This is a genomic window from Rosistilla carotiformis (assembly GCF_007753095.1).
Lineage (GTDB): Bacteria > Planctomycetota > Planctomycetia > Pirellulales > Pirellulaceae > Rosistilla > Rosistilla carotiformis.
In genome coordinates, this window is record NZ_CP036348.1 from 3,286,206 (window position 1) to 3,312,989 (window position 26,784).

At 58.8% G+C, this 26,784-nt stretch carries 21 protein-coding genes; 6 read left to right on the forward strand and 15 right to left on the reverse strand.

The annotated features are described in order from the left end of the window. The first annotated feature begins 9 nt into the window (after window positions 1-9). Window positions 10-960 (forward strand): dihydrodipicolinate synthase family protein, encoded by a 951-nt coding sequence (locus tag Poly24_RS11985; RefSeq protein WP_145095174.1) that lies wholly within the window; start codon window positions 10-12, stop codon window positions 958-960. Next, complete coding sequence (locus tag Poly24_RS11990) at window positions 957-2,066, forward strand: Kelch repeat-containing protein (protein WP_145095177.1); 1,110 nt, start codon at window positions 957-959, stop codon at window positions 2,064-2,066. Before Poly24_RS11985 ends, Poly24_RS11990 begins: the two co-directional genes overlap by 4 nt. Before the next feature lie 305 nt (window positions 2,067-2,371). Here Poly24_RS11990 and Poly24_RS11995 read toward each other — a convergent pair whose 3' ends face one another. The 3 genes from Poly24_RS11995 to Poly24_RS12005 form a co-directional block, all read right to left on the reverse strand. Further along, window positions 2,372-3,586 (reverse strand): MlaD family protein, encoded by a 1,215-nt coding sequence (locus Poly24_RS11995; RefSeq protein ID WP_145095180.1) that lies wholly within the window; start codon window positions 3,584-3,586, stop codon window positions 2,372-2,374. A gap of 84 nt (window positions 3,587-3,670) precedes the next feature. Continuing rightward, window positions 3,671-4,576, reverse strand: a complete 906-nt coding sequence (locus tag Poly24_RS12000) for an ABC transporter ATP-binding protein (RefSeq protein WP_145102836.1) — start codon at window positions 4,574-4,576, stop codon at window positions 3,671-3,673. Beyond that, window positions 4,576-5,400, reverse strand: coding sequence for an MlaE family ABC transporter permease (locus Poly24_RS12005; RefSeq protein ID WP_231753634.1), 825 nt, complete (start codon window positions 5,398-5,400; stop codon window positions 4,576-4,578). The genes Poly24_RS12000 and Poly24_RS12005 overlap by 1 nt, the downstream gene beginning before the upstream one ends. Window positions 5,401-5,706: 306 nt before the next feature. Between Poly24_RS12005 and Poly24_RS12010 the strand changes: the two genes are divergently transcribed. Beyond that, the gene (locus Poly24_RS12010; protein ID WP_145095186.1) at window positions 5,707-6,552 is read left to right on the forward strand and encodes a sugar phosphate isomerase/epimerase family protein; all 846 of its coding nucleotides are present in this window, start codon (window positions 5,707-5,709) and stop codon (window positions 6,550-6,552) included. 31 nt (window positions 6,553-6,583) lie between these two features. Here the strand turns inward: Poly24_RS12010 and Poly24_RS12015 are convergent, their stop codons facing one another. The 4 genes from Poly24_RS12015 to Poly24_RS12030 form a co-directional block, all read right to left on the reverse strand. Beyond that, entirely contained in the window at window positions 6,584-7,303 is a 720-nt protein-coding gene (locus Poly24_RS12015; protein WP_145095189.1) for a TIGR04283 family arsenosugar biosynthesis glycosyltransferase, read from the reverse strand. Continuing rightward, window positions 7,300-8,439, reverse strand: coding sequence for an LptF/LptG family permease (locus Poly24_RS12020; RefSeq protein WP_145095192.1), 1,140 nt, complete (start codon window positions 8,437-8,439; stop codon window positions 7,300-7,302). The genes Poly24_RS12015 and Poly24_RS12020 overlap by 4 nt, the downstream gene beginning before the upstream one ends. A gap of 184 nt (window positions 8,440-8,623) precedes the next feature. Further along, window positions 8,624-10,183, reverse strand: coding sequence for a sulfatase (locus Poly24_RS12025; RefSeq protein WP_197452520.1), 1,560 nt, complete (start codon window positions 10,181-10,183; stop codon window positions 8,624-8,626). Between the two features lie 54 nt (window positions 10,184-10,237). After that, on the reverse strand, window positions 10,238-10,702 hold the full coding sequence (locus Poly24_RS12030; protein ID WP_145095195.1) for a hypothetical protein: 465 nt from the start codon (window positions 10,700-10,702) through the stop codon (window positions 10,238-10,240). A gap of 234 nt (window positions 10,703-10,936) precedes the next feature. Here Poly24_RS12030 and Poly24_RS12035 point away from each other — a divergent pair, with 234 nt between their 5' ends. After that, window positions 10,937-12,337, forward strand: coding sequence for a DUF6666 family protein (locus Poly24_RS12035; RefSeq protein ID WP_145095198.1), 1,401 nt, complete (start codon window positions 10,937-10,939; stop codon window positions 12,335-12,337). 4 nt (window positions 12,338-12,341) lie between these two features. On the opposite strand, the gene Poly24_RS12040 is transcribed toward Poly24_RS12035, so the two are convergent. Further along, window positions 12,342-12,704, reverse strand: a complete 363-nt coding sequence (locus Poly24_RS12040; RefSeq protein ID WP_145095201.1) for a hypothetical protein — start codon at window positions 12,702-12,704, stop codon at window positions 12,342-12,344. 96 nt (window positions 12,705-12,800) lie between these two features. On the opposite strand from Poly24_RS12040, the gene Poly24_RS12045 reads away from it, so the two are divergent. Both Poly24_RS12045 and Poly24_RS12050 read left to right on the forward strand, forming a co-directional pair. Then, a complete protein-coding gene (locus tag Poly24_RS12045; RefSeq protein ID WP_145095204.1) occupies window positions 12,801-13,775 on the forward strand; it encodes an aldo/keto reductase in 975 nt (324 codons plus the stop codon). Between the two features lie 162 nt (window positions 13,776-13,937). After that, entirely contained in the window at window positions 13,938-15,071 is a 1,134-nt protein-coding gene (locus Poly24_RS12050; RefSeq protein ID WP_231753597.1) for a cysteine desulfurase family protein, read from the forward strand. Between the two features lie 25 nt (window positions 15,072-15,096). On the opposite strand, the gene Poly24_RS12055 is transcribed toward Poly24_RS12050, so the two are convergent. The 7 genes from Poly24_RS12055 to Poly24_RS12085 form a co-directional block, all read right to left on the reverse strand. Then, on the reverse strand, window positions 15,097-16,071 hold the full coding sequence (locus Poly24_RS12055; RefSeq protein WP_145095207.1) for a hypothetical protein: 975 nt from the start codon (window positions 16,069-16,071) through the stop codon (window positions 15,097-15,099). A 258-nt stretch (window positions 16,072-16,329) separates the two neighbouring features. Continuing rightward, window positions 16,330-18,108 (reverse strand): HAD hydrolase family protein, encoded by a 1,779-nt coding sequence (locus Poly24_RS12060; protein ID WP_145095210.1) that lies wholly within the window; start codon window positions 18,106-18,108, stop codon window positions 16,330-16,332. Between the two features lie 97 nt (window positions 18,109-18,205). After that, window positions 18,206-20,908: a cation-translocating P-type ATPase gene (locus tag Poly24_RS12065; RefSeq protein WP_145095213.1), complete on the reverse strand. Its 2,703-nt coding sequence runs from the start codon at window positions 20,906-20,908 to the stop codon at window positions 18,206-18,208. A 172-nt stretch (window positions 20,909-21,080) separates the two neighbouring features. After that, window positions 21,081-22,046 carry a universal stress protein gene (locus Poly24_RS12070; protein ID WP_145095216.1) on the reverse strand — a complete coding sequence of 322 codons (966 nt, stop codon included), beginning with the start codon at window positions 22,044-22,046 and terminating at the stop codon, window positions 21,081-21,083. A gap of 327 nt (window positions 22,047-22,373) precedes the next feature. Further along, entirely contained in the window at window positions 22,374-22,976 is a 603-nt protein-coding gene (locus Poly24_RS12075) for a DUF3124 domain-containing protein (RefSeq protein ID WP_145095219.1), read from the reverse strand. Between the two features lie 563 nt (window positions 22,977-23,539). Then, window positions 23,540-23,902, reverse strand: coding sequence for a response regulator (locus Poly24_RS12080; RefSeq protein WP_231753598.1), 363 nt, complete (start codon window positions 23,900-23,902; stop codon window positions 23,540-23,542). Continuing rightward, window positions 23,902-26,592, reverse strand: coding sequence for a PAS domain S-box protein (locus tag Poly24_RS12085; protein WP_145095225.1), 2,691 nt, complete (start codon window positions 26,590-26,592; stop codon window positions 23,902-23,904). The genes Poly24_RS12080 and Poly24_RS12085 overlap by 1 nt, the downstream gene beginning before the upstream one ends. Between the last annotated feature and the right edge of the window lie 192 nt (window positions 26,593-26,784).

A 26,784-nucleotide genomic window follows, 5' to 3' on the forward strand; every position in this document is an offset into this window, starting at 1 on the left:
GGTGAATCGATGTCGTTGAAAACCGATCCGTTGCAGGGCTTGGTCGCTGCAACCTTTACGCCGCTGGCCGGCGACCGAACGGTCGATACTGCCCCAATCCCCGCCATGGTCGATCGCTTAGTCGACGACAACGTCGCGGGGTTGTATGTGTTGGGCAGCACCGGCGAAGGTCCGTCGCTGACAGCAACGGAACGGTGCACCGTTGCCGAAGCGTTTGTGCAATCGGCCGCCGGTCGGTTGCCGGTGATCGTGCAGGTGGGGTGCGAAAGCTTGAGCAGCGCCCGGGAACTGGCAGCCCACGCCCAGCGGATCGGTGCCGACGCGGTCTCCGCCGTCAGTCCGGTCTACTTCAAACCCGATTGCGTGGAGACGCTTGTCGATTCGATGGCAGAGATCGCCGCGGGGGCCCCGAATCTGCCGTTCTATTACTACCACATCCCCGCGGTGACCGGCGTCAATTGCAGCATGGTCGACTTTTTGCGGCTGGCCGCCGATCGCATCCCGACGCTGCGTGGGATCAAATTCACGTCGACCAACGTGTTTGAATTCCAAAGCTGTTTGGAGTTTGCCGGCGACCGATTCCAGTTGCTGTGGGGATTGGATGAGATGTTGTTGAGCGGCCTCGGCGCCGGTGCGCAAGCCGCCGTCGGCAGCACCTACAACTTTGCCGCCCCGATCTACCAGCGTCTATTGGCCGCCTTTGCCGCGGGCGATTTGGACGAGGCCCGCCGCCAACAGTCGCTGTCCCAAGCAATCGTTCGAGCGTTCATCCCCTACGGACCACGAGGTGCTCAAAAGGCGATCATGTCGATGATCGGCCACGATTGCGGCCCCAGCCGGCTGCCCGTCGCCACGCTAACACAATCGCAACGCGATGCCTTGCGCAACGATCTCGATGCGATCGGCTTCTTCGATGCCGTGGGCGTCGATGGCTTGCAAGCGATCGGATCGACGACATGAGCGTTTCCCTGGTCTCCTGTCGAATCATCTGGCTCGTGAGCGCCATGCTCTTTGGCACTGCGGCGGTTTGCCCTGGTGATGAATCCCGCACCGAAGGCATTGCGCTCGACTGGCAACCGCTTCCCGATCTGCCAGACGAACTGGGGGTTGCGGGCCCGTTTGCCGGAGTCCACAACGACGCGCTGATCGTCGCTGGCGGCGCGAACTTTCCGCTGCCGGTTTGGGAGACCGACAAAATCTGGCACGACCGGATTCATGTGCTGGTCCGTTCGGGCGAGCAGTTGCAGTGGATCGATGGCGGCACGCTACCCCGACCGATCGCTTACGGAGCAACCATGTCGACCTCCGACGGCATCGTCTGTATTGGCGGCAACGATGCGGAGAATATCTTCGACGATGTGTTTGTGTTGCGCTGGAATGCGGAGACTCGAAAGGTCGAGCGACACGAATATCCCAAGCTTCCTCGCCCCTGTGTTTATGCTCAGGCGGCACTTATCGGCGACGTGATCTATCTCGCCGGGGGACAGACCGGAAGCGGGCTCGATTCGGCGATGGACAATCTATGGTCGCTCGATCTGTCCGCGCGCGATGATCCCCAGCGGTTTCAGTGGCGGGAACATCCGGCGTGTCCCGGCGGCCGTCGCGCGTTCAACTTGACCGTAGCCCAACACAACGGGCAAGAGGATTGTCTGTATGTGATCAGCGGTCGTCGCGATGGGGCAGAGGGAATCGAATTCCTGGACGATGTTTGGGAATTCGCGCCTACGACGCAGACCTGGAGAAAACGCCGTTCCGCGCCACGATGCGTGATGGCGGGGACCGCGACCGGATCGGGGAAGCGCCAAGTGCTGGTGCTCGGCGGCGCTGACGGAACGCTTTTCGATCGCTCCGACGCGCTTCGGGACGCCCACCCAGGTTTCCCGCGACAAGCTCTGGCGTACGACACCATCTCCGATATGTGGAGCTCCGCCGGCACGATGCCACAGAACCAGGTTACAACGGCGGCGGTGCGGTGGAACGACCAGATCATGCTCCCCAGCGGCGAGGTCCGGCCAAGGGTGAGGACGCCGAAGGTCTGGAGCATCACGGCGCGGCCCAAACGCTAAGGCTGCTCGCTGAGCCCCGTCGTTTAACCGCAATACCGTTCAACGAGGCGTAGTGGACGAGGCTACGAGTCCTTCTGCATGCATCAGACCAAATCTCTGGGACTCGTAAGACCAAATCTCTGGGACTCGTAAGACCAAATCGCTGGGACTCGTAAGACCAGATCTCTGGGACTCGTAAGACCAAATCGCAGGGACTCGTAACCTCGTCCACTACATCCCGCCGCTAATTCCTACATCGTCGATGCCACATCCAAAACGCGGCCCGATGGGCACGCGGCTAAACGATGAACCGCAGCGCTGCAGTCTTACTTCAGGCCCGCTCCTTGTGGACGTCGGTTGAGTGCACCGCGGACTCCGAGGGTGCCGGGATCGCGAGCGATCTTGTCGGCGAAGACGCGAGCGTCGTCGACGATCGGGCGGACCCGAGCCGTCAAGTTTTCGATATTGCCGGCGATCCGGCGGACCTGCCAGTAGAGTTCGTCGTCTTCGATCAAGCGTTTGATCGTGCCGTCCCCTTCGTTCAGCTGCTCGGTAAAGTAAGCGACTTGCACCAACACCTGATCCAGGTTGTTGAGACTTCGCATCACGTTTTCGACCAATTCGTCGGAGTTGTCCGCCAGCGGCGTGGTGAAGCGTTCGATGTTACGAACCGTGCGGTCGACCGACTTGACCGTATCGTTCACCGAGTCGCCGACGTTCTCGAAGCTTTGGATCGCTCGTTGAGCGACATGCATCGTCTCTTGCGCATCATCGAGCAGGACGGGAAAGCGATCCAACGACGCCTTCAACTTCTCTTTCATCTGCGTGTCTTGTAGGATCGATTCGACTTCCGCCGCCGTCTTACGGACCTGCTCCAACGTCTGCGAGGTCTGTTGCGCGATCTGATGGACCTGCGTACCGTCTCCCTTGAAGAGCGTTTTGACGTTCGATTCCAATTGCGAAGCCAATGAGTCGACCGACTTGCCCGCGTCTTCGATCGACTTCAGCGTGCCGCGAAACTCCCCTTCGAGACTCATCAGCACCGCAAACGGATCCGATGAAACCCCGTCGGTCACACGCACGTAATAACCATCCTCGGGAACATACTCTTGTGCGAACGCAGTTTCCATCGGCTGCAAGATCCCGTCGGGCGGGTTGTTCACCTTGCCATCAAACAGTTCCAACAACTGCTTCTCGTTGGCTTTGACAAACTCGATCCGCGCTTCTCCAGTCACCAGACGCTGCGAACCGATCCGTGGGATCTCGTTTTTGTGGATCGGATATTTGGCGTCGATCATCATCATCACGTCGACCCCGTCGGCGCCGAGCTGGATTTTGGTGACGCGGCCGATCGGGTAGCCATACTTCACGACAGGCGTGTCGACATCGATCCCGGCGACGGTGGGGAAGTTCGCGGTGATCGGATATTCCTTTTTCAACAGCACCGGATAGGCACCGAAGATGAACATCAAGATGATGGCGACTCCGATAGCCGCCAGCACCAATACGCCAACGCCGAATTCAAGTCTGCGATCGTCCATGATCTTCTAACTACCTTGTACTTGGAAAAATTGCGTCGTGTCTTGTCGTTCGCGGTGAGCATTCAGCCACCTGCCGCGAGGTTGTTATTCGATTGGGGTCGTTTCGCTGTCGTCATCGCTATCCTCGATCAGCGATTCGCGAAGCGCGTCGCTCCGCTGCCGCATCTCCATCAATCGCTCGCCCGCCTCGCCGCGAACAAACTGGCGAACGCGTCGATCTTCAAAATTCTCGAGCGATGTCGGGGGACCGTCGAAGAGGACCTGCGATTCATTGTCTTGCAGGCGACGCCGCGGATAGAGCATGATCACGCGATCGGCCACCTTGCGGGCTGTGTTCATATCGTGCGTCACGATGATGCTTGTCACCGGATATTTGCGCCGCACGCCGAGCATCAATTCGTTGATCACATCGCTCACGATCGGATCCAAACCGGTTGTCGGTTCGTCATACAGCACCAAATCGGGCTGCAGGATCAAGGCCCGCGCGATGCCCACACGTTTCCGCATTCCGCCGGACAGCTGAGCTGGTCGGCGGCGAACGATGTCATCCGGAAGTCCCACATCGGCAAGCGCCTGCAGGACCAACGGTTCGACCTCGTCGGCTTCGACCGCACCATGTTGCCGAAGCGGAAAGGCGACGTTTTGACCGACGGTCATGCTGTCGAACAGCGCGGCGTTCTGGAAAACGAAACCGATCTTTTTACGGAACTCGACCGTTTGCGTAGGATTCATCGTGGCGATGTTCTGCCCGTCGAAACGGACGATCCCGCGAGACGGTCGAATCAAGCCGATCAATGTCTTCATCAGAACCGTCTTGCCGCATCCGCTCTCGCCGATCAAGGCCAACGTCTCGCCTCGCGGGATCTTCAGGTTGATCCGTTTGAGGACGTGATGCCCCGACATTTGGACGTGCAGATCCTGGGCGTCGAGCAGAAAATGGGACTCCGGCGGTTCGCTCGGGATTTCGATTGTCTCGGTCGTCGATTCCATCACAGCAGGGAAACTCCCGATGGCCAGAATGCGAAATAGACCATGTTCAGCAAACGTCCCAAAACGAGATCGAGCACCAGAATCATGACAAACGAATGGACAAAAGCCGCCGTCGCCGCTTTGCCCACGCCCTCGGCTCCCGCTTCGGCTTGGAAGCCGCGGTAACAGCTGACCACGGCGATCACCGCGCCAAAAAACAGGCTCTTGAAGATCCCCGTGAACAGATCAAATCCCGTGACAAATTGACGCGAGTGATTCAAATAGGCCGCATGGTCGATCCCGAGGATGACCACGCTGTAAAAATAGCCGCCGACGATTCCCATGAAATCGGCCATGATCGTCAGAGCCGGAATCAACATGATGCAGGCCAAGAACCGCGGTACGACCAGATAATGGATCGGATCGGCACCCATCGTTGCCAGAGCATCGATCTGTTCGGTGACTCGCATTGTACCCAGAACCGCCGCCATCGCGCTGCCAACGCGGCCGGCCAACATCGTCGCCGCGAGGACTGGCCCCAGTTCGCGGACCAGGGTCATGTTGATCACGCCGCCGAGACGACTCTCCAAACCAATCGATTGAAATTGGTAGTAGCTGTTTTCGGCCAAGACCATTCCGATGAAGGTTCCGGTCAGCGCCACCACCGGCAGGCTCAACACGCCCACTTGGTAGAAGTTTGGCAGGATCGTTTCCCGTCGCGGCAGCGACGTGAAGATCCAACGCAGCATCTGCAGCGTAAAGTTGGCGATTCCGCCAACTGTGCTGACGCCCGACACAACGATCTTGCCCCAGTCGGCAGCCCAATCGCGCAGCCCGGCGCGCATCCCTAGCGGATGGGCGGAATGGCGTTGCGAGCGGCTAGCAGCGGATGGCATGAGATCGCATCAGATAAAAGGGTTATCAGCGATCCAAAGAGGGCCGCCGCGTTAGTTTGTATCGGTTGCACCGACTTTGCGGCTTGAGGTGAACCGACCGGTTGTGACGGCCTATCTTTGCGACGCGGCAAACTCCAGATGGCCGGGGAACCGCTAGCAATGCTGTTCTCTGCCCGTCGACTCTGTTACAACAGGGCAGACCCGCGTTTGATGTTGGACGCGAAGGGGCGATTTGACCTTTGAAAGGAAACAGACGTGGAAAAGTGGCCAATCGGAGTGTTTGCATCGGTCGATGCAGGCTTGGGTGTTCGTTGGGAAGTGATTAAAGAGTTGGGCGTTCCAACGATTCAATTGCACGCACCGGCAGCGGAAACGCGAACCCAAGCCAACGCTGACAAATTACTTCGTCAGATGAAGGAGATGTCGGTCGAATTGACAGCGGTCTTCGGCGGCTTCGAAGGGGAAAGCTACGCCGACATCCCGACCGTTGTGGAAACTGTCGGGCTGGTCCCCGAAGCGACACGCGCGGCGCGGCTCCAAGAGATGAAAGAGATCGCCGACTTTGCCAAGATGATCGAGTGCGACGTCGTCGCCCTGCACCTTGGATTTGTCCCGCACGAAACAACCGATCCCGCCTACGAAGGGATCGTCACCGTGATGCGTGACCTCTGCGATCACGCGGCCAACAACGGCCAACGCGTTCACTTGGAGACCGGTCAGGAAACCGCTGACGGTCTGCTGCAGTTCCTCTCCAGCGTCGATCGCGACAATCTGTTCGTCAACTTCGACCCGGCCAACATGATCCTGTACGGTACGGGCGAACCGATCCCGGCCCTGCAGAAAGTTGGCAAGTTCGTCCGCAGCGTCCACTGCAAAGATGGCACCTGGAGCGACAAGCCGGGCGAAACCTGGGGTGCGGAAGTGCCACTGGGCGAAGGCCAAGTCGACATGCGGAAGTACCTGCAAACGCTGAACGAAATCGGTTACACCGGACCGTTGACGATCGAACGCGAGATCCCCGCCGAACCCGAGCGTCAGCTCAAGGAGATCGGTGCCGCGGTCGCATTGCTGACAAAGCTGAAGAGCGAATTGTTGGCGTAAGCGATCGGTGATCGCAAAGGTTCAAGGCCGCTCAGCGTTTCGCCGCGCGGCCTGAGGGCGAATCCGAGTCCGCGTGGTTGGCGTAATGCGAACGCAACCGCTGCGGGCTAACGCCCAACGCAAAGGCGATCTGCAAGCCGAAGTTTCGGAACGTCTGCCGCAGCACGCCCATCTGTTGCCAACGCCGCGGATCGACGTAAACCGGCCCGGGCAGCAGCAGCGGCCGACCGATCCGACGCAATCGCTGCGACAAGATCAGGTCTTCCATGATCGGTTCGTCGGGAAATCCCCCGACCTCATCAAACCGCTCCCGCTGCACGAAGATCGCTTGGTCGCCAAACGGTAATCCGCGCCAGCGAACTCGCCACGCATTGCCATGTTCCAACAAACGGAACGCAAATCCGGCCGCTTCAATGCGTTGCCCCAACGCGCCCCACCATCGCTCGGGATGCTGCGTCATTGCATCGCAGACCTGATGGATCGCCGTCGGGGCGAGATGATTGTCGGCGTGCAGAAACAGAAGCGTCTTCCCCGTGGCGGCTTTTGCACCCGCATTCTGCTGCATCGCTCGCCCCGCGGGACTCCTGATCACCGTCGCACCGGCCGCTTCCGCGATCTGCAACGTCGCGTCGTCACTGCCGCCATCGACAACGATCACCTGCCCAGCGGCTGCGGCGGACGCCACGCAGCGCTCGATATTTTCCGCTTCGTTGAGCGCAGGGATGACGACCGAGATCTCGTCCGGCGTCATGTTCTCGCCGCAGCCTTCCAACGGCTGTAACCCATGGGAGCGAAGACGATGATCGGTCCCCAAGCGCCCATTGCCGGCGAGATCAGGGTCTCGCTGGATCCGAGGCCACTGAACACCGTTTTGACGAAGAAGAACATGGCGATCAGTCCCAGTCCCCAACCGGCAACGACAAACAAATTCTTATCGCCTCGTGTTACAACCAACGGAAGTCCCAACAACACCAGGCTGATATCCAACCAAGGGCGAACGATGCGTGTGTGCAGCAGCACCTCGGCATCGGGCCCCGAGTAGACGCTAGGGTTTTGGATGTTCCGGACCAATTGCAGCGTCGATGACAGCCGATCGGTTTGCGCTCCGGACACCAGATGTTCGAATTCAATGTTGGAAACGACAAAGCATTGCCCCGGTTCCAGCCACGGATTATCGGCTCGCGTGAGCACAAATTGCTTGCCGCCGAATCCGGACGATGGGATCGTGTCGATCTCTTGAGGCTGAGTGACGTCGTTGAGGAGGTAGCCATCGGGATGTTGGTCCGATGCGTCTTGCCAAACAGCCAGCTCGCCGACAATTTGTGTTCCCATGCCTGGCATTTCCGACCGGATCATCAGCGCGGGAGCAACGATTTCTTTTTTGATCACAATCACGCCGCGGCCGTGAAATTGAATGCCGGTCATCCGGTCGTAGCTGGGCTTGAGCGTTCGGACCAGTTGGCCGTCGAGATCTTGTGCCTTGGCCCCCAGTTGGTCTTTCCAGTTGGGCATGCACAGTTCGCGATTGATCACGGCGATCACGATCACGACAAACGCGGCAATCAACATCGGGCGGAGGATCCTTCCGTGGGAAAGCCCCGCCGCAAGCAAGGCTGTCAGCTCGCCGTTGCGTTTCAACGCCCCCACCGAAAAGACCAAGGCAAAGACCGCCAGGATCGCGTTGGTGGCGTCAAAGATCGCTAGCAAAAACGGCCCGTAGTAACTGACGAGGGCGTCGACGAAACTGCCTTGCCGGCGCGCGTACGCGGCGATCTCTTCCATGTTATTGAAGGCATGGAAGACAACAAAAATCCCGGACAAGCTGCAGAAACAAATCAGCAAGGTCCGCAAATAAGTTGTCAGCAAATATCGATCGATCCGTGTCATCAACGTTTTCCAAGCCTTTGCGCCGCGGAACCTTTTACCCGCGTCCGGTTCTGTCCGCCAGGCAACGTCATACACAACTTGGGCGACCAAGTCACGGGCGAATTCAAATCACGCGCCGCCAGGGCGGGCGCGACTCGCCTTTCTTGAATGCAAGCATTTGCGGGCGGCGTGGCAAACGCATCGGCTAAGGCAGCTGAGGGCGCAGCGCGTTGCCTGCGTCGTCGACTGGGTAGAGCGCGTCGTGAGCTGCTAGCTGAGCGATCAATCCTTGCATCATGTGTTTCAGTTCCTGCGGATGCGATTGCGCCAGATTCGTCGATTCAAACGGGTCGCTAGCGAGGTTGAACAGCTGGAAATGGCCGTCGTCGAACTGAATGAAACCGCCGGTTGTTTTCTCGTCGGGCAACGTGTGATAGACGACTTTCCAATCGCCATCGCGCCAAGAAGTGAAATAATTGCTGCGATGCGGTCCGTGAGGATAGTGCATTAGAAACTGTTCCTTCCGTTGCGGATCGGGTTTGCCAGTCAACAACGTCTGCAGCGGCAGACCGTCGACGATGTGGCGCTCGGGACCCGAAGCGTTAGCAACGTCCAGGATGGTCGGGAACAGATCCTGAACCGCCGCGACTTGGCTTTGGATTTTGCCGGCGGGAATTTGCAAGCGTTGTTGCATCGGACGGGAGGCATCCGGTTTCGCCCAGGCGGCGATAAACGGCACGCGCATCCCGCCTTCGTAATGGGCTCCCTTCTTGCCGCGCAACGGCGCGGCGCAGGCGACCTCGTGCTGATCGCCAAGGGGGGCGTCGGAGCCGTTGTCTCCTAAAAAGAAGACCAGCGTCTCTTCGGCGATCCCCAACGCTTCCAGCTGGTCCAACAGGTCGCCCAGCGATTTATCCATCCCTTCGATCAAGGTGGCGAACGCTTGCGCGTTTTCGGGTTTGCCGGAGTCTTTGTAGTTGGCGGCGAACCGGGGATCCGAATCAAACGGCGCGTGGACGGCGTAGTGTGCGAAGTAGAGATAAAACGGTTCTTCCTGCTTCGCTGCTTGCTTCACCAAGGCGTTCGCTTCCAACGTCAACGCTTCGGTCAGGAACGTTTGGGTGCCGTGGTATTTTTCCAAATGGGGCACGGCGTGATGCTTGCGTCGTGTTTGTTGGCCGTAGTCTTTTTCGCCGTAGTAGCTGCCTGGGGCACCAAACGCAGCCCCGGCGACGTTGATCTCGAAACCAAGGTTCAACGGTTCGGATCCTGGATGTCCCGCTGCACCGAAGTGCCCCTTGCCGATGTGCATCGTCTTATAACCCTGGGATCGTAAGATCCCCGGCAACGTGACGTCTTGCGGAGTCAGGCCGATCCAGTTCCAGTCGGGGGCGCCGTGCGGACCGGCATTGTTTTTCTGAGGGTTGATCCAATTGGTCGCGCGATGGCGCGCGGCGTTTTGGCCGGTCATGATCGAGATCCGCGTCGGCGAACACACGCTCATCGCGTAGAACTGGTTGAAACGAATTCCCTGCTGAGCCAATCGTTGCATGTTGGGAGTTCGGTAAAAGTCGTTCAACGGATAGCGTTTCGGCTCCCCTTGTTCGTCGGTCAAAAAGGGGACCGACGTATCCATGATGCCCATGTCATCGACCAGGAAGACAACGATATTGGGGCGGTCGGCCGCGACGGCGTCTGGGGCAAACGTCATTGCGACGGCCAAGGGCGCAAACAGCAGCACGAGGTTTCGAGAAGTATTTCGCATCGTTTGGGGTTCCGATCGTAGTGGGGGATGGAAGCGGTTGAGGACGCGGGCGGACTAAGCCTGGATCAACGGGTTGATCTGTTTGCTATCGGTGTCGGTCTTGGAGATGTTTATGGCCGCGTCGACGACGACGACGCTCATCGAGATCTCGAGACGGCCGGACGTTGAAGGCTGTGGCGTCGCGCCCGCCGCCTCGATCCGGTCGTTCTCCCACGTTGGAGTGTTGCCAATGAAATGGTCGTCGCCAGCAAGCAACGCCATGCACCGCGGACGCTTCCGCGGTTCGCGGGGCCGATTGGAATCGCGGACGAACAAATTCCGATCGTCGCCGCCGCCGCTTCGCCAGACGCCCGGCAGGTGCTGGGCGACCCTAAACTTGCTTTCGTTTGCGGATGTGAATGCTAGCGGGTGGCGTGGGTGTTGGTCCTGCGATTGGATGGTTTCGTCGTGCGCCTGCAATCCACAGGCGAGTGTCCCTGTGACGATGGCAACTTGAACGAAAGTCCTAGCAAGTCTCATGCGATGGCGCTTCCAATGTGAAAGTTTGCCGGTTAGGCGATTCTTGATGATTTTAACGATTTGACTGATCGGGAAGAGTTTGCGGGTCCGATAGTACAAATACGAATTTCTATCATTCCAGCGAACTGCAGCGGCATGCGCTCACGCTCGGAGGTCGAAACTTTAGGTTTCCTAATTATGAAGACGTCTCACACGCCCGCTCGGATCTCATGTTTGCTTGCTTTGGCAAGTGCCATGATTCTAACGAATCTCTCGGCGGTTGCCGAGGATCAATCGATTCCAACGAATCGTTTGCGTGCACCGGTCAAACCGAAACAGACCTGGGTGCCGGAAGCGAATCCGCCGGTCCAGCCTGTCGCCGCAACTCAAGTGGTGGAAACCGATCCGAAGGCGGAGACCTTGGTTTCTCAGCCGCAGCGTGCGGTGAGCGCCAATCGCCAGTATGCGACTGCGCCGCAACCGGCAGCCATCGGCACGGGAGCTGCGAAAGCGCGGGCCTCCGCGGCGGTACGTCGTCCAGCACCGAAGTCTCAATCGCCCAATTGGTTGGGCGTTCGGCAAGTCGGATACAACGAACATTACATCCCAGGGGACGTTGGCGGTTACGTCGAGGCAGGTCCATCGTGTGGTTGCGATTCGTGCAGCGGCGGAATCGGCATGGCTTACGAGCCGGGCTGTGGATTTGAACCCGCGTGCGGCTTTGAACCGAGCTGTGGTTTTGAAGGGGCGGGATGCACCGGCGATGCTTGTGGCATCGGTTGCGGGTGCAATGCTTGCATCGAACCAGGCTGTGGTCCTTGCGATCCCTTTGGTTGGTGGGACTGGCGTCGAACCGAATTCTTCGTCGGCGTGCAAGGCTTCAAGGGACCACCGAACTTTGCCTCGGGCAACACCGCCGGGCAACGCGACGGATCGGCCAGCTTCGGCTTCCATCAAGGTTTCAACCTGGGCCGACCGCTGTATTTCATCGGCTGCGGTGAATTCGGATGGCAGTTTGGTTTGCGAGCGACGCAGAGCAACTTGAGCGGTGCTGAATTTACGACCGATGAACGAACCCAGTTGTTCCTGACCGGCGGTGTCTATCGCCGTGTCGATTGTGGATGGCAAGGTGGTGTCGTGGTCGATTATCTGAGCGATCAATGGTACTACGATGTCGATCTGCTGCAGATTCGCGGCGAATTGAGCTGGAAGGTGTCGCCGGTCAATGAGTTCGGTTTCCGGATGTCGCAAAGCACGCAGACCAGCGGTTCGGTCGCTCAATTGCTTGACGACGCGGGGCTGACCACGACAACGGAAGCGGGTTTCCTGGCGACCGATCAGTATCGCTTCTTCCATCGCCGCACCATGGGCAATGGAGTCGAGGTGGAAGGAAACGTCGGCTTCAGCGGCTCTTCCGATGTGATCTTGGGTGCATCCTTCGACGTGCCAATGGGCCGCTGCCTGGCACTGCGAACCGGTTTCGATTACTTAATTCCCGACGATGGTTCCAACGCCAATGGGAATCAGCAAGAAGGCTGGAACATGGGAATGTCGTTTGTTTGGACTCCCGGCGGCCGGATCGCAGGCGGCCGCGACTACTACCGACCGCTGTTCAATGTCGCCGACAACGGCAGCTTCATGGTCGATCGTCGCTAGTTTGCTAGGCGCGTCGTCCTGCGGCGCGACGGCTACGCAACAAAAAGTAGACTGCGATTGCAGCGACCGCGATCACTGCAACCCAACCCGCGTGTGATCCGCTGGTGAGATAGTGAACCATCGGACGGGTTTCGCTAGCCACAGCACCGTGCCCTGGATGTGCGAAAAGCAAAGAGGGGAGCGAGAGGCTGATCAAGGTTAGCAAGGGACGCATCGGAAAACTCTGTGGGTTCGGTGACGGCAACGACGCGCGGCTGGCGGCGTCTGGAAAGTCGCGGATCGGAAACTCCATACCGTAGGTTCCGACATGCTCGATTGGCGAGGGATCTTGAAACCGCTTCGCAATGCGGGTGACAAGCGATAACATACCCAGGTCGACCGTTATAGCGAGTTCGAAGCGTTTGCCCAGTGGATGTGCCAGGTGCGAAGGCTCGTGACATAGATCTTGGGAGCCAATCGAACGATGACAGAAGTCGAACACCGCGCGTTGGGACAAACCGATATCCGCATCTCCCCCGTGGCGATGGGATGCTGGCCGATCGCGGGGATGACCAGCGTCGATGTCAATGATACCGACAGCTTGGCGACACTCGACGCCGCGTTGGAATCCGGAATCAACTTTTTTGATACCGCGTATTGCTACGGTGCCCAGGGCGAAAGCGAGCGGTTGATCGGCCGCGGTTTGGGAGATCGACGAGACCAAATCGTGATCGCGACCAAGGGAGGGATCGCTTGGGATTCCCAAGGGCAACGCGTTCAAGACGCTTCGCCAGCGACGCTTCGCCAGCAGTGTGACGAAAGCCTGCAGCGGCTGGGAACCGATCGCGTCGAACTGCTGTACCTTCACGGCCCCGATCCCAACGTTCCGGTGACCGAATCGGCGGGCGAACTGAAACGTCTGATGGACGAAGGCAAGACGCGCAGCGTGGGTGTTTCGAATTTCAACGTCGAACAATTGGAAGCCTTTCAGGCCGTCTGCCCGATTTCCGCTGTGCAACCGCATTTCAACATGCTGCAGCGGGAAATCCTGCAGGATATCGTCCCCTGGTGCGAAGCGAATGGCGCGTCGGTGATCATCTACTGGCCCTTGATGAAGGGGTTGTTGGCCGGGAAATTGCCCCGCGATCATCAATTTGCTCCCGGCGACGGACGGGCCAAGTATCCGATGTTTCAAGGGGAGCAGTGGCAGAAGAACCAAGACTTTGTCGACACCTTGCGGCGGCTGGCGATCGAGATCGGTCGCAGCGTTTCGGACTTGGTGATCAATTGGACGATCCATCACCCCGGCATTACCGCGGCCCTGTGCGGTGCTAAACGGCCGTATCAAATCACCGAATCGGCGGCGGCCCTCTCTTGGCGGCTGACGCCTGACCAGCGGCAGCGGATCGACCAGGCGATCGCCGATCGTGGCCCTGTGGCGGGCCGATCGGCTGTCTGACCATTTGCTGCAATCGGCACAATCGAGCCGCTGTTTTGCCTATTCTGCCTCCGCTTCCCGCAGCCGCAACGTTCCCCGAATCGCACCATCTTAACATGGGGCGATCGGGTCGAATGCATCGGCCCCGATTTGCATCGCTATTTGGCTGACGAGGTCGAGCCCGTGAAACACATCTACCTAGACTTTAACACGACCACTCCGCTGGCTCCTTCGGTCGGCGAAGCGATGCAACCGTTTTGGGACGAACATTTTCTGTTACCTACGCAACAGCATCCCGCGGGCCTGGCGTTGGGAGAATTGGTCGATACGGCACGCGAACAGGTTGCCAATCTGATGGGCTGCGATCCGTTTGAGGTCGTCTTTACATCGGGCGGAACCGAAGCGAACAATCTCGCCATCCTGGGTGTCTGTCGCGCTTGGCAGCATGCCGGCAAGCCGCCCGGCCGCGTGATCGTTTCGGCCACCGAGCACGATTCGGTGATCGCCGCTGCGAATTCGTTGCAGTTCGATGGCTGGCATATCGAATATTTGGACGTCGATTCCACCGGACGCGTCGATCCGGAACAATTGGAAGCGATGTTGCAGCCCGACACCGTGCTGGTCTGCTTGCAAGCGGCGTGCAGTATTTCGGGCGTGTTGCAGCCGGTTCGACAAGTCGCCGACATCTGCCACGCCCGCGGAGTGCTGTTGCACTGCGATGCGGCTCAGATCGCCGGCAAACAGCCGATCGATACCGGATCGCTACGCGCCGACACGATCGCGATCAGCGGCCACAAAATGTATGGGCCCAAGGGAATCGGAGCGTTGTACGTCCGCCGTGGCCTGAAGCTGTCGCCGATCCTGTACGGCGAAGCGTCGGAGATGGGACTGCGTCCCGGGTCGGGAAACATCACGGGAGAGATCGGTCTGGGAGCGGCCGCCAGAATGGCCGCTCGTGGTGCCGAAGATGCCACCGAGACGATGGCTGCACTGCGCGACCGATTTGAACAACGGATTAAACAGTCCGTCGCGCCGACACCTCGCGTGTGGGGAGATCAGGTTTCCCGATTGCCGAATACGTCGCTGATCACCTTGCCGATTCGGGTCTCGAATCAATTTAACCAAGCCACGTCGGACCTTGTCATTTGCCGTCCGCGGTGCCCGCAACCTCAGGACTGGATGACGCGCAGCCTCGTCGCGTTTGGACTCACCGAACAACAGATCGCCTGCACGATTCGTGTCAGCGTCGGCTGGACGACGTCGCAAGAGACTATCGATCAAGCCGCCAACCATATCATCCTTGCGTTGGAAAACTAACGGCGGATTCTCAACGTGATCGGCATCACGGTTCCGTCAGCAACGCTTCGATCCGTTCGATCACTTCGGGCATCGCAACCTGTTTGCCCGTCACCAGAAAAGAAAAGTTGTCCGCCAGGATCTCTTCGGGATGGATCAAATACTTGGTGTTGGTTCCCACCTGTGTCAGGAAATCGTCCAACGCGGAGATCGGATAGCCGACCAAGGTTCCATCTTCCTCGAAACGTGGTGTCCAACGCGCTTGTTCTTGCTGCAATTGCACGAATTTGACTTGCAGGTATGCAAAAAAAGAGGCTTCGCGGCTGGGATCGTATTGCGCGATATTGGCCAGTAGAACGGGAGCTACCTGGACTTGTTCGTCCTCGACGGTGACGGTGATGTAATGCTGTACGATTGGCGCATCGGGATTGGTGATCCGGCGATCGCGATAGGCCTCGGATAACCGAACCTCGTCGCATGGTTGGAAACCGATCGTGGCATAGACTTGATCGCGCCACTCGGGCGATTGACGCGATGCGATGTGGAACAATTCGTGGGCCAGCAAGCGCGGCAGATCCTCCTGGCGGCGACCAAGACGCTGTTCGGGCAAAACAATCGCGTTGCCGCGTGTATGGGGCGCACCGGCCTCACAGGTGCCCGCGGTGCAGACTAAAAGGACCTCTTCGGGCAGGGGCAGCTTCCATTCGCGGACACGCCGCCCCAGTTGTTCCGCCGCTGGTAGCACCGTCTCAATCGACGCATCGGACCACGGTTGGATGTCGTCGATCGCGGCACGAAGATAATCGGCGGATCGGACTTCGGCTTGCGTGTGAAGGCGACTTTGTAAGTCGAATCGACTCATGCGACGCGTGAACGCATCCTCGGCTCCCAGAATCGCCTCGGCCTCTTCCACGTTGGCAAACCGCATGACACAGTCGGGCGACAGCGGAACCTCTTGCCCCAACAGATCGCAAGTCGACGCCGCCAATATCACGGTGATCCAGATTCGCAGTGGTTTCATCGGTCGGCTCGTCGGAATGGAAGGAATGTTAGCAGGCCCGGCGTTTCGCAACGTGCATTGTAGGGCAACCCGGCCCACATTGCTTGGCGAGGCGAACGGTTGTTTCGGGGATGGTATTCTTCCTGGTCGAGGGTGATTCGGGATGCCGTGCTGCCAGCGGCAAACTTAAGGGCGGCCATCGACAACGAAGCGGCCGCGACGGAATGGGAACATGCGTTCGGAGGGCGTGCGAATGCGCGGAGGGTTCGATTGGGAGGCTCATCCGGCAGGGAACGTCGCGCCGGGGTTTGACGCGGCATGGCGCGAGGGATAGCGACTTTCGATCGCCTTGCAGACGCCATCGACAAATTCGTCAATCGTTCCATTTTGACAGCACGTCGACTCCAGATGCCGGATGTCGCTTGCCAGATCGTGGTCGGCGAACAATGTTTCGATCCAACGGGAGAAGTCGTGCTGTCGACAGTGACGGGACAATATCCTGGGAGGAACCTTCGGAATCACATCGACAAGTTCTTGGAGCGTTGCGGCGGACGATCCCACGGGACGTCCGTGATCGGTGAAGACAAACTCGCGTCCCTTCGCCACGGGCATGTCGGAATATTTCGTGCAGTGCCGGACATGGGACGTCAGCCGCGGGGCAACGAAGAATCGACGCACCTTGCCTTCGGCTTCGTCCGTCGGCGGAAGCAATGCGGCTTCGTTGATCCCGAGGCTGCTGAGTTGATCGTACCAACGGTGCGCATCGCCAGCCACGTCCCCCATCGCTTCGACACCCAACCGCCGCACCGCATCCACCTCCTCGCGTTCGGAGAGTCGCGTGACCGCAACGACCTCCATTTGCTGCAACACACTCTTGGGCAACAGCGAGGGACGGTACGTCACCAAAGTGTAGGCGTCGAGTTCCGTGTCGAGCAGCGTTTGGCTCTGGGAGTCATCGAAATAGTAGTGGCATTCGTCGATCAAGATGCGATGCGGGAAGCCCCGTTCACGGCGATGGGCGGCGACGATGGCAAGATGACGGTGGATGTAATCCGTCTTTTCGGCGTGATTGAGATGCGAGAGGTTCAACACGACGCTGAGGCCTTGCTGAAGCAAAACCGTCAAATCCTCTCCCTGCGGCAACAGGCGTCCGCCGCCGAGCGCGACCGTGTTTGGCAGCGAAGCCAAATTGTTGTAGTCCCCTTCGGGATCGAACACATAAACCGTGTAGCCTTGAAGGATCATCTGTTCGATCAACAGTCCGGCCAGCCATGATTTACCGCTGCGGGTATCTCCCGCCACCAACACACTGCGGCCGCGCAGGCCGATCTGGAACGGCGCATGCCCTTCTGAATCCTCGAGGATCAACTTGCGGTGGCTGATCCTCGAAGCAGGCAATCGCAGCTCGGCGGAGATCCGATCGATGTAGTCGCCGACGGCCGCTGGACCATCTCCTTCGATCACGTGATCGGCGATCTCTCGAAGCCGAGCCGACCCCCACTGGACCGCGACACCATGCTCGCACGTGCACAACAATTCATGATCGTTCTCCGCGTCGCCAATGCCAATCGCATTGTGGATTGAAACCCCAAGTGTGTTCAGCAACTCGCGCAGGCCACTGGATTTGCTGACCGCCGCGGGCAGCAACATCATCCGCCCGCGATTGAACGTAATCGCCAGTGGCAGTTCAAGACTGCGGATCAACTCAATCGCTACATCGGCGAACTCCGCATCCATTTCAACAACACACCGACCGACTTTGAAGTCGATTCCGCGATGCGTCAACTCACTTAACAACGCGACATCGGGCGACCGTCCCAGCAGGGTCGTGTAGCCGTTAGGTAGCGCGATCACCGCGCCGTTTTCTGCTACGACGCCATCGACGAAATCGAGGTCGCCGGCGACTTCGCGAAGTTCCGAAAGGATCCGTCCGCTGACGATCACGACCAACACGCCGCGGCGCCGCGCGTTGCCAATGGCCTCGCGAACCCTCGGATCGAGAACGCCATCGATGGCGATCGTCCCATCATAATCGGTAGCGATCACGCGTAAACGCATTGCAGGGTCTCCCTGTCTCGTCGCGGTAAATTCGAGTGCCGTCACGTCGGACGCTTCCCGCGGTAGCGAGTGGATGCGGCCACGACGCACGATTAGTCTACGTCGTTGGATGGCGTTTCGCCCAGCTCCATTTGTGCAATTCCATCACGGGCAGAATCGTCAGGGCCAGCAACAGCAACACGCCCCACTGCTGCAGCGGCAGTGGTTCGGCACCAAGCAGCGATTGCCCTAAACTTGTATGCATCGCGACGAAGTGAATGGTGAACGCGGTGAGCGTTCCCACCAGCAGCACCGGGCTTCTCAGCGGCGACAAGGCGAACGCCGATTTGGTTTCCGAACGGCAGTTGCCGATATGAACGTTCTCGAACAGAACCAACAGCAACAACAAAGCATTGCGAGCCGATGCGGCTTGCGCCTCGGTTGCTCCTTCGGGCAGGAACCATCGGAACGATAAGAATCCGATCCCGCCGATGACAACCGCCGCGACGATCGTTCGTTCGATCATCAATTGGTCAAAGATGCGTTCCGAAGGCGACCGAGGTTTGCGTTTCAGCACGCCCCCTTCGTTGGGTTCGAACGCCAACGCGACGTCTTGAATTCCGTTGGTCACCAGATTCAGCCACAAAATTTGTACGGGCAACAATGGCAGGTAGGGCGTTCCGGTTGCAATGGCCAACGTCATCAGCACCAGTTCGGCAGCCCCGGTGGAAACCAGCAGGTAGATCACTTTGCGAATATTGTCGTAGGCGACGCGCCCCTGTTCGACACCGCTGATGATGGTGGCAAAGTTGTCATCGCTGATGACCAGTTCACCCGCTTCCCGTGCCACATCGGTGCCGCTTTTGCCCATCGCGACGCCGATATTGGAGACGCGCAGTGCGGGGGCGTCGTTGACGCCGTCGCCGGTGACGGCGACAAAATGGCCAGCGCTACGCGCCGCTTCGACAATGTCCAACTTCTGCCGCGGTGCGACACGAGCGAAAACGCGAACACGCCCGACAGCTTCGGCGATCTCCTCCTGCGACTTGCCCAACAGTTCCTCACCCGTCATGACCTGTGATTCGTCTTCGGCCAAACCGAGCTGTCGAGCGATTGCCAAGGCCGTGACGCGATGGTCTCCGGTGATCATCGAAACCGAAACTCCCGCGTCGGCGCAGTCCTTCACTGCCTGTTGCACCCCCGGTCGCAGCGGGTCGAGCATGCCAACGAATCCCAAGAAACGCAGGTTGGTCGGCTTGGCTGGAATCGTTTCCTCGTCCATCGCTTCGGGGACGCGACCATCGGCCAGGGCGAGCACGCGGTAGCCCTGTTCGGCCATCTGCGTCGCGGTATTTTCCAGCTGCTGGCGATCGAAATTCGCTTGGCTCGCTTCGCTGCACATGTCCAGCACGCGTTCGGGGCCTCCTTTCACGAAGACCGAAACCCCCTCGTCGACGCGGTTAAAGACCGCCGCGAATTGGTGTTCGGATTCGAAGGGGATCTGATTCACCTGGGGGTGCGCATCGAGTGTTCGCTCCCGTTCGCAACCCAGTTTATGCCCCAGCGAAAGGAACGCGACATCGACAGCATCGCCGCGCCAGTTCCACGTGCCGGCATGGGGATGCAGGTCCGCTTCATTGCAAAGTACGCCCGCGCGGGCGAGCGCGATGAGCGTCTCATCGCTACCTTGCCTGGCCGGTTTGTCACCCAACCAAACTTCGCCCGCCGGAATGAATCCTTCGCCCGTCACCTGAAAGACCTCGCCGTTGGGCGTGTGGATTTCGCGAATGGTCATTTCGTTGCACGTCAACGTTCCCGTTTTGTCGGTGGCGATTAGGGTGCAGCTGCCCAGCCCTTCAACGGCCGTCAAGCGTCGCACGATTAAACCGTGTTTGGCCATCCGTGTTGTTGCGACCGCGAGGGCGACCGTCATCGCAACGGGCAACCCTTCGGGAATCGCAGCGACCGCCAACGCGACGGCAAACGTAAACATCTCGCCGACCGAATAGCCCCCCAACACGACCCCCAACGTTCCAATCGCGGCAGATGCGACCAACATGACGACAGCAATCGCCCGCGTGAACCGCTCCATCCGCTCGACCAGCGGCGGGTTGCCGCCGACATCACTCAGGAGGTCCAACGCAAGCTGCCCAACGCTGGTTGCACTGCCCGTGGCGACGACCAACCCCTTGCCGCGGCCGCGCGTCACGATGGAACCGGCGTAGGTCATGTTCCGTCGATCCGCAATCGGCGTCGATTCGGGGCCGATCCAAGTCGCGTCTTTGGTCACCGGCAACGACTCGCCGGTCAACAACGATTCATCCGCCTCGAGTCCATTGGCCGAGAGCAACCGGATGTCGGCGGGAATGCGGTTGCCCGATTCCAGCCAAACGACATCGCCGGGGACGACGTTTTCGGCGTCGATCTCGCAAACTTCGCCATCGCGTTGCACGGTGGCGTGGATTTGCAACAACTTCTTTAAAGCGTGGCTGCTCTGTTCCGCCTTCCATTCCTGATAGGACCCGATGATCGCGTTAAGCGCCAGCACTCCGACGATGAACGCCGCATCTTTAACGTCTCCCATGGCGACCGAAACGATCGCCGCGAGGGCAAGAATGTAGATCAGTGGACTGCGAAACTGTCGCAGCACGATCGACCACAGCGGCGCAGGGGGCTTCTGTGGGAGATGGTTCGGGCCGTATTTTGCCAATCGCTGCTCGGCTTCCGCTTGGCTCAGCCCGCGGTGTGATGCCTCGAGCGTTTGCGAAGCATCGTTGGGGTCGAGACTGTGCCACGCGGCGATCGTTTGAATCGTGCTCATCGTGCTTCAAGCTTTCGTTTGTCGTTCATGATCTGATGCTCCGGCGAGCGATCGTCCCCACGCTCCCATGCGGGAAGCATGCGCTGCCCTTGGGATGTCTTGGTCGCGTCGCAACGTTGCATCGCGTGCAGCGTTGCGATCAACAGGGGCTTGGACGCTGCCGATACCTTGCTTACCCAGCCGAGGATGGAGTGGCGGTGTGCGCCCCCGTTGCAGGTGAAATGAAGGCGTCGGGTTTGATCGTCAACAGCGAGCAGTTTGTAAGTTCAAGAACGCGTTCGGCTGTATTCCCGATCAGGGCGCCGGCAAGACCCGAACGGGCCATCGTTCCCATGACAATCATTTCCACGTTCTCCGCATCGGCGCACTTGGCGACGGAATCGCCCGCCTCCACGCGTCCTTCGACCAAATGAACGCGGGGATCCCGATGGCTTAATCCATAAGGTTCCAGAACTTCATCGACTTCCTTCGCCACATCCGCTTCGGAGCTCTTCCGGAACGTAGCAAGGTCGTTATGGGAAAACGTCGACTTCAACAACGTGGGGGTGAACAGGACCCAGGCGTGAACGACATGCATTTCCTTGTTCTGCAAGTCAGCCAGCGACTTCGTCAGGTCCAACACTTCACGTGTCATCTTCTGGTGGGCCGGGTTGTTCCGCGCGGGGTCGATCGCGGCGAGGATCCGCCCCGACGACGCGGCGTAGTTCGGGTGAATCAGGGCGACGGCACATGGACTGCTTCGCAGCAGACGACTGCCCGTCGTGCCGTAGAAGGCGGAACTGCGGCTGTCGATGCCGCGGGTGACACGCACCAGCAGGTCGTGGTCGGCATGAAACACCTCGTCACACAGAGCCCGAGAAGTCTTGCCACGCAGGACTCTTGTGGTGACCTCCTGACCACGGGCGCGAATCGGAGCGGCGAGTTCTTCGAGCTTCTGCTTCTTGTCGTCGATCATCAGTTGCTGGTGGGCTTCCGAATTCGGGACGACATTCCGCGCCACCCACGAGAGTTCGGGCAATACATCGACAAGGGTCAAACGCGATTGGCTGGGGACGGCGACCGAGAGTGCCCAGTCCAAGGCGGGATGCGAGCTGCTGCGCGTATCGAGAGCAACGAGAATATTCTGAAATCGTTTCATGAATGGGCGGCCTGAGATGGGGGCGTCGAAGTTGCCTCTTAACGTGTCGTCGTTGCAACAACGCAATCGTTGTGCCAATCCGCATTCTTGACGGCGCAAAGAGAATGGGGGCCCCGGGAACCATCCAACCAACGGGGTGTGCGTCCTGGTCACAAAGTGCGCGCATCACTCTGATTTTTTTGCGGCAGCACGCGGCGTCTGCGATCGGATGCTCGACGCGGATTCAGCGACGTTCCCGCACCGCTCCGCCTCGTCGCAACCTATGGCGATCAATGCGGCTGCGAGCGGTCGGGTGGAAGCGAATTCGGGCGTATTTCTATGGGACGATCACGGCGCTGGGAGTCCCTCGCTGAGCACGATCGCACGTGCGATAAACGAGATCCCTTGTTGCCCTCGCGTATCGATCATGACGGTCTCCACCAGCGGCTGATTGACTTCGGTTCCCGCTTGCCATTCAACGATAAAACTTGCGCCACTACCGCCCACTTTGTCATCCCGTTGGATCACAAATTCCGTCGCTGCCAGCGGTCCGATCCGTAGCGGTTTTTGCAGCATCGAACGGACCTCTTTGCCTGCGGTATTGAAGTACCGCACCGACGTCACGACGATCTCGTGCTCGGTGTCGGTGTTGCGGATGTTCAGCGTAGCGGTCAGGAAATAGGGCTCGCCCTTCTGATGATAAACGTGCGAATAGACAGGGACATAGAGTCGTTGCCCCTGGACCGGCCGCCACGGCATCGACTCGATTTCCATCCTCGCTTCATCGCGAAGGCTGGGTTCTTGATAAGGAATGTTCTGTTCGATCGAACGAAAACGAAACTCAAGAAACAGCACCAACAAAATGATTGGCACGATGACGAATAGGAAACTCAATAGCTTGACATGCAGTGAAGTCCCGGCTTTCTGTTCTACGCGCGGTGGCAGTGACACGTTCGATCGTTCCTTATGACTTCCAAGTTATCAATGATTGGGCCGAGGGTTGGCAATGTCAGAACCTTACGGCGTTTTCTGGTAAATGCCAACCGTCGTCTTCGGTTGATCCATGAAGTCCGCCAAGGGCTTCATGCACTCGTTTGTTTGCGATGTTCCACGATCGGATTTCCGTCACGCTCCATCGGTTCGCTTTGGGAGCATGCGGTCCTCGCCGCCTCTCCAGACTGCATTCGGTCGCCAGAGGGAAGGGGCACGCCGACGAATCATCCGATCCAGGGTGAGCCGATCGTTTTCGCATTGGATTCTGTCGATCCCGTCGGATCTCGCCAACATGGCATCGACGCGAAAAAGCAGCCGCACGGGGAATCCCATCGGCGGCGAAAGCGCGTTCGATGCAATCCCCAACCACCGCAAGATGCCAGTGATCAGAATCAGAGTGTCGAAACTTGGCATGAATATTAAACGCGACGTTCGTCGGGAAGCGCAGGTGGGAAATGCATGCCCGTCGGAGCAAACAGCGGCTGGAGATTGCGATTCTCAGGATGCGTCTCCGTTGGGGGTCAGACGGCGGAAAGGGCGCGTTCGATAGCCGCCCGAAGGTCGCCGCTTCGGATCGGTTTAACAAGGAATTCGGCGATCTTTGTGCCGATTGTGTCATCCGGTTTGTCGGAAGAGGAGACCACGATTATGGGAATGTGAAGCGTCGTTTGGATTACTGCGATCGCTTCGAGCCCCGAGATTGCGGGCATCATGAGGTCGGTGATCACCAGATCGGGTTGGTTCCGTTGACACAAATCGACAAGATCTCGACCATTTTCAGCGATGCCCACGACTTCATGCCCAAAGCGAGGCAGGATGCGCCGGAAATAGTCTCGAATTTCCGGCTCGTCGTCGGCGACGACGATTCGCAGAACTTTGGTCATCAATAGGGTCCTTCAAGGGGCAGCGTGATCTTGAATTCGGCCCCTCCCACGGCATCACTGTTTCCCGCGGTTATCGTGCCGGAGTGGGCGACGATAATTCGTTTAGCAATTGCCATGCCCAATCCCGTTCCCTTTGACTTCGTGGTGAAAAACGCATCGAAAATTTTCGTTTGCTGTTCCGCCGTCAGCCCCGGACCATTGTCTCGGACCGATACGCACACTCCGAGCGCGCGATCGTGCGTTACGATGGAACACTCGATATGAATTCGAACCGGGTCGCTGCTAGCCGCAAGGACGTTTTCGAAAAGGTTCCGAAACACCTGCTCCATCCGAAACCCATCGACGTCACACAACGGGTCGACACGGTTGATCGGTTCGATAAGTTTGGCGTCGCGGTCGGCGTGGGCCGAATCGAGTTGGCTCCACGCACTTCTCCAGATCCCACTGAGCGTCCGCAGCGAGCGTTCCAGGTGAATCGGTGCTGCATAATTGCGTAGCTCCTCCAACAGACAATGCAGTGCGTCTTTGGCGTTGGCGATCTTTTGGAGATCGCGACTCGCTTCACTCCCCTCGGCGATCTCGAACTCAAGCATCTCGACGCCGACTTGGATGCGTTGCAATGCATTGCGGCTTTCGTGTGCGATCGCGGTTAGCATCTGCCCAATCGTGGCCAAACGTTCCGATTGAACAAGTTGCTCGCGGGTGTTTTGCAACTCCGTCATGTCGGTGATCAGCCCCTCTAACGCCAGCAGCTTGCCGTTTGCATCCCAGACGCCTCGACCGTGATCCCACATCCACCGATGTTGCCCATCGCGATGCCGAATTCGATAGACCGCCTGATACGGTTGTTTCTTCACAAGGGCTGCCTGCACCTGATCCCACACCGATTGCGTGTCTTCGGGGATGATCATATCAAACCACTTGGGACTGCCAGCCATAACGTCTGCCGATGCGTAGCCGCACAGATCCTGGCAGCCATCGCTAATGAATTCCGTCGGCCAGCCATTTTCGTGGCGACATCGATAGGCGGCTCCGGGAAGGTTGCTGACCAACGTTGATAATTGACGCTGGCTTTCCTGTAGCGCCGCCTCGGTCTGCTTGCGCTGTGTCACATCGCGCGCAAGCACCGAGTAGCCGATCGTCATTCCTTCGGGACTGCGAATCGGCGAGATCATTAACGACGAATCGATCCGGCGGCCGTTCTTTGCAATCCGGACGGTTTCGAACTGATCGACCTGTTCCCCACGTTGCAGCCGCCCTTGAATTTCCTCAAACTCGTTCCACCGGTCGTGGGGAATGAGCATCGAGATCGGCTTGCCGACCGCCTCCTCCGCCGAATACCCGTAGATCTGCTCGGCCCCACGGTTCCATGTTTCGATCGTGTTGTCGAGACTCGTACTGATCACCGCAGCGTCGGTCGATTCGACAATCGCAACCATCCGCCGTTGGGCTAAATCGGCTTGCACACGTTCGATGGCCAGTGCCGCCAGGTTTGCACAGTCGGTGGCAAATGTAAGATCGGCGTCGTTGGGGACACAGGGATCGCGGTAGTACATCGCGAATGTGCCGAGCACGTCTCCCTTCGATGAGACGATCGGTTCGGACCAGCATGCGCGGAAACCGACACCGATTGCCAGCTCACGGTAATCGCTCCATAGCTCGCTTGTCTGGATGTCGTCAACAATCACGCGTTGCCCTATGAAGGCAGCCGTCCCGCACGACCCGGCCCTGGGCCCAATCGCAACGCCGTTGATTGTTTTGCAATACGATTCGTCAAGCGTCAGGGAAGCGCCATGTTGCAACGTCCCACTCTCCCGATCGAGCAACATCACCGAACCGAGCATTCCGGGGCGTGTCCGTTCGGCAAACGTGACGAGGGTTGTCAGAACGGATTCGAGCGAATCGCCCCGTGCCAGACACTCAAGGACTTCGCTTTGGCCTCGCAGCTCCGATTCCAATCGCTTGCGGTCGGAGATGTCGCGGACGATACCCGAAAAGATACGTTGGCCTGACAGCTGCAACTCGCTGACGGCCAGTTCCATCGGGAATGTTGATCCGTCCTTTCGCTTCCCGATCACCTCGCGGCCAATACCGATGATCTTTTTTTTGCCGGTCGTTACGTAGTTGTCGACATAGCGATCGTGCTGCGAATGGTACGGGGCGGGCATCAACTCTTTGACGTTGCGACCGATCGCCTCGGCTGCCCGGTATCCAAACAGGCGTTCTGCGGCGGGATTGAACGACAGGATGCTGCCACGCTGGTCGATCGTGATGATCGCGTCGACAGCCGACTCCACCACCGCCTGGTTCAATGCTTCGGAACCCTCCAATGATGCATGCGTCGCATCGATGTCGGTGCTGATTCCGTACCAATGGGTGACGGTGTTGTTTTCATCGAACATCGGTTCGGCGCGGACCAGATGCCAACAGTAGCTTCCGTCGGCCATTCGATAGCGCGCCTGGAACTCGTAGCTCTGTGGATTGCGAACAATCTTTCCCCAATCGCCGACAACGCGTTCGCGGTCATCGGGATGGATCACGTCGGACCAGCCCCAACCGATCGCTTCGTCCAGAGATTGTCCGGTCCGCTCATGCCACTTTCGATTGAAGAAATCAGCCTCGCCATTGGGACGGCAGGTCCAAACGAGCGACGGGAGTGGATCGGCCAGTTGTTGAAATTGATGATTCATGGCTACAGCGTTCTCGCTCGATATCGATGTGTCGAGGTCTCATTCCGCAACGTTTGCTGTCGACCAACTCAAGTGACGACGACTGGACGCTACGGAGGTCAAACGGGATGCCTGGTGCATGACCAGCAAAATGACAGCCGACTATTTTAACGCGACTCGATCACTCCACCATTGTGAATGGATACATCTGAA

Excerpts from the sequence above, each read along its gene's own strand:
- Poly24_RS11985 (WP_145095174.1), top strand. The coding sequence starts at position 10 with ATGTCGTTGAAAACCGATCCGTTGCAGGGCTTGGTCGCTGCAACCTTT.
- Poly24_RS11990 (WP_145095177.1), top strand. The coding sequence starts at position 957 with ATGAGCGTTTCCCTGGTCTCCTGTCGAATCATCTGGCTCGTGAGCGCC.
- Poly24_RS11995 (WP_145095180.1), bottom strand. The coding sequence starts at position 3,586 with ATGGACGATCGCAGACTTGAATTCGGCGTTGGCGTATTGGTGCTGGCG.
- Poly24_RS12000 (WP_145102836.1), bottom strand. The coding sequence starts at position 4,576 with ATGGAATCGACGACCGAGACAATCGAAATCCCGAGCGAACCGCCGGAG.
- Poly24_RS12005 (WP_231753634.1), bottom strand. The coding sequence starts at position 5,400 with ATGCGCGCCGGGCTGCGCGATTGGGCTGCCGACTGGGGCAAGATCGTT.
- Poly24_RS12015 (WP_145095189.1), bottom strand. The coding sequence starts at position 7,303 with ATGACGCCGGACGAGATCTCGGTCGTCATCCCTGCGCTCAACGAAGCG.
- Poly24_RS12020 (WP_145095192.1), bottom strand. The coding sequence starts at position 8,439 with ATGACACGGATCGATCGATATTTGCTGACAACTTATTTGCGGACCTTG.
- Poly24_RS12025 (WP_197452520.1), bottom strand. The coding sequence starts at position 10,183 with ATGCGAAATACTTCTCGAAACCTCGTGCTGCTGTTTGCGCCCTTGGCC.
- Poly24_RS12030 (WP_145095195.1), bottom strand. The coding sequence starts at position 10,702 with ATGAGACTTGCTAGGACTTTCGTTCAAGTTGCCATCGTCACAGGGACA.
- Poly24_RS12035 (WP_145095198.1), top strand. The coding sequence starts at position 10,937 with ATGATTCTAACGAATCTCTCGGCGGTTGCCGAGGATCAATCGATTCCA.
- Poly24_RS12040 (WP_145095201.1), bottom strand. The coding sequence starts at position 12,704 with ATGTTATCGCTTGTCACCCGCATTGCGAAGCGGTTTCAAGATCCCTCG.
- Poly24_RS12045 (WP_145095204.1), top strand. The coding sequence starts at position 12,801 with ATGACAGAAGTCGAACACCGCGCGTTGGGACAAACCGATATCCGCATC.
- Poly24_RS12055 (WP_145095207.1), bottom strand. The coding sequence starts at position 16,071 with ATGAAACCACTGCGAATCTGGATCACCGTGATATTGGCGGCGTCGACT.
- Poly24_RS12060 (WP_145095210.1), bottom strand. The coding sequence starts at position 18,108 with ATGCGTTTACGCGTGATCGCTACCGATTATGATGGGACGATCGCCATC.
- Poly24_RS12065 (WP_145095213.1), bottom strand. The coding sequence starts at position 20,908 with ATGAGCACGATTCAAACGATCGCCGCGTGGCACAGTCTCGACCCCAAC.
- Poly24_RS12070 (WP_145095216.1), bottom strand. The coding sequence starts at position 22,046 with ATGAAACGATTTCAGAATATTCTCGTTGCTCTCGATACGCGCAGCAGC.
- Poly24_RS12080 (WP_231753598.1), bottom strand. The coding sequence starts at position 23,902 with ATGACCAAAGTTCTGCGAATCGTCGTCGCCGACGACGAGCCGGAAATT.
- Poly24_RS12085 (WP_145095225.1), bottom strand. The coding sequence starts at position 26,592 with ATGAATCATCAATTTCAACAACTGGCCGATCCACTCCCGTCGCTCGTT.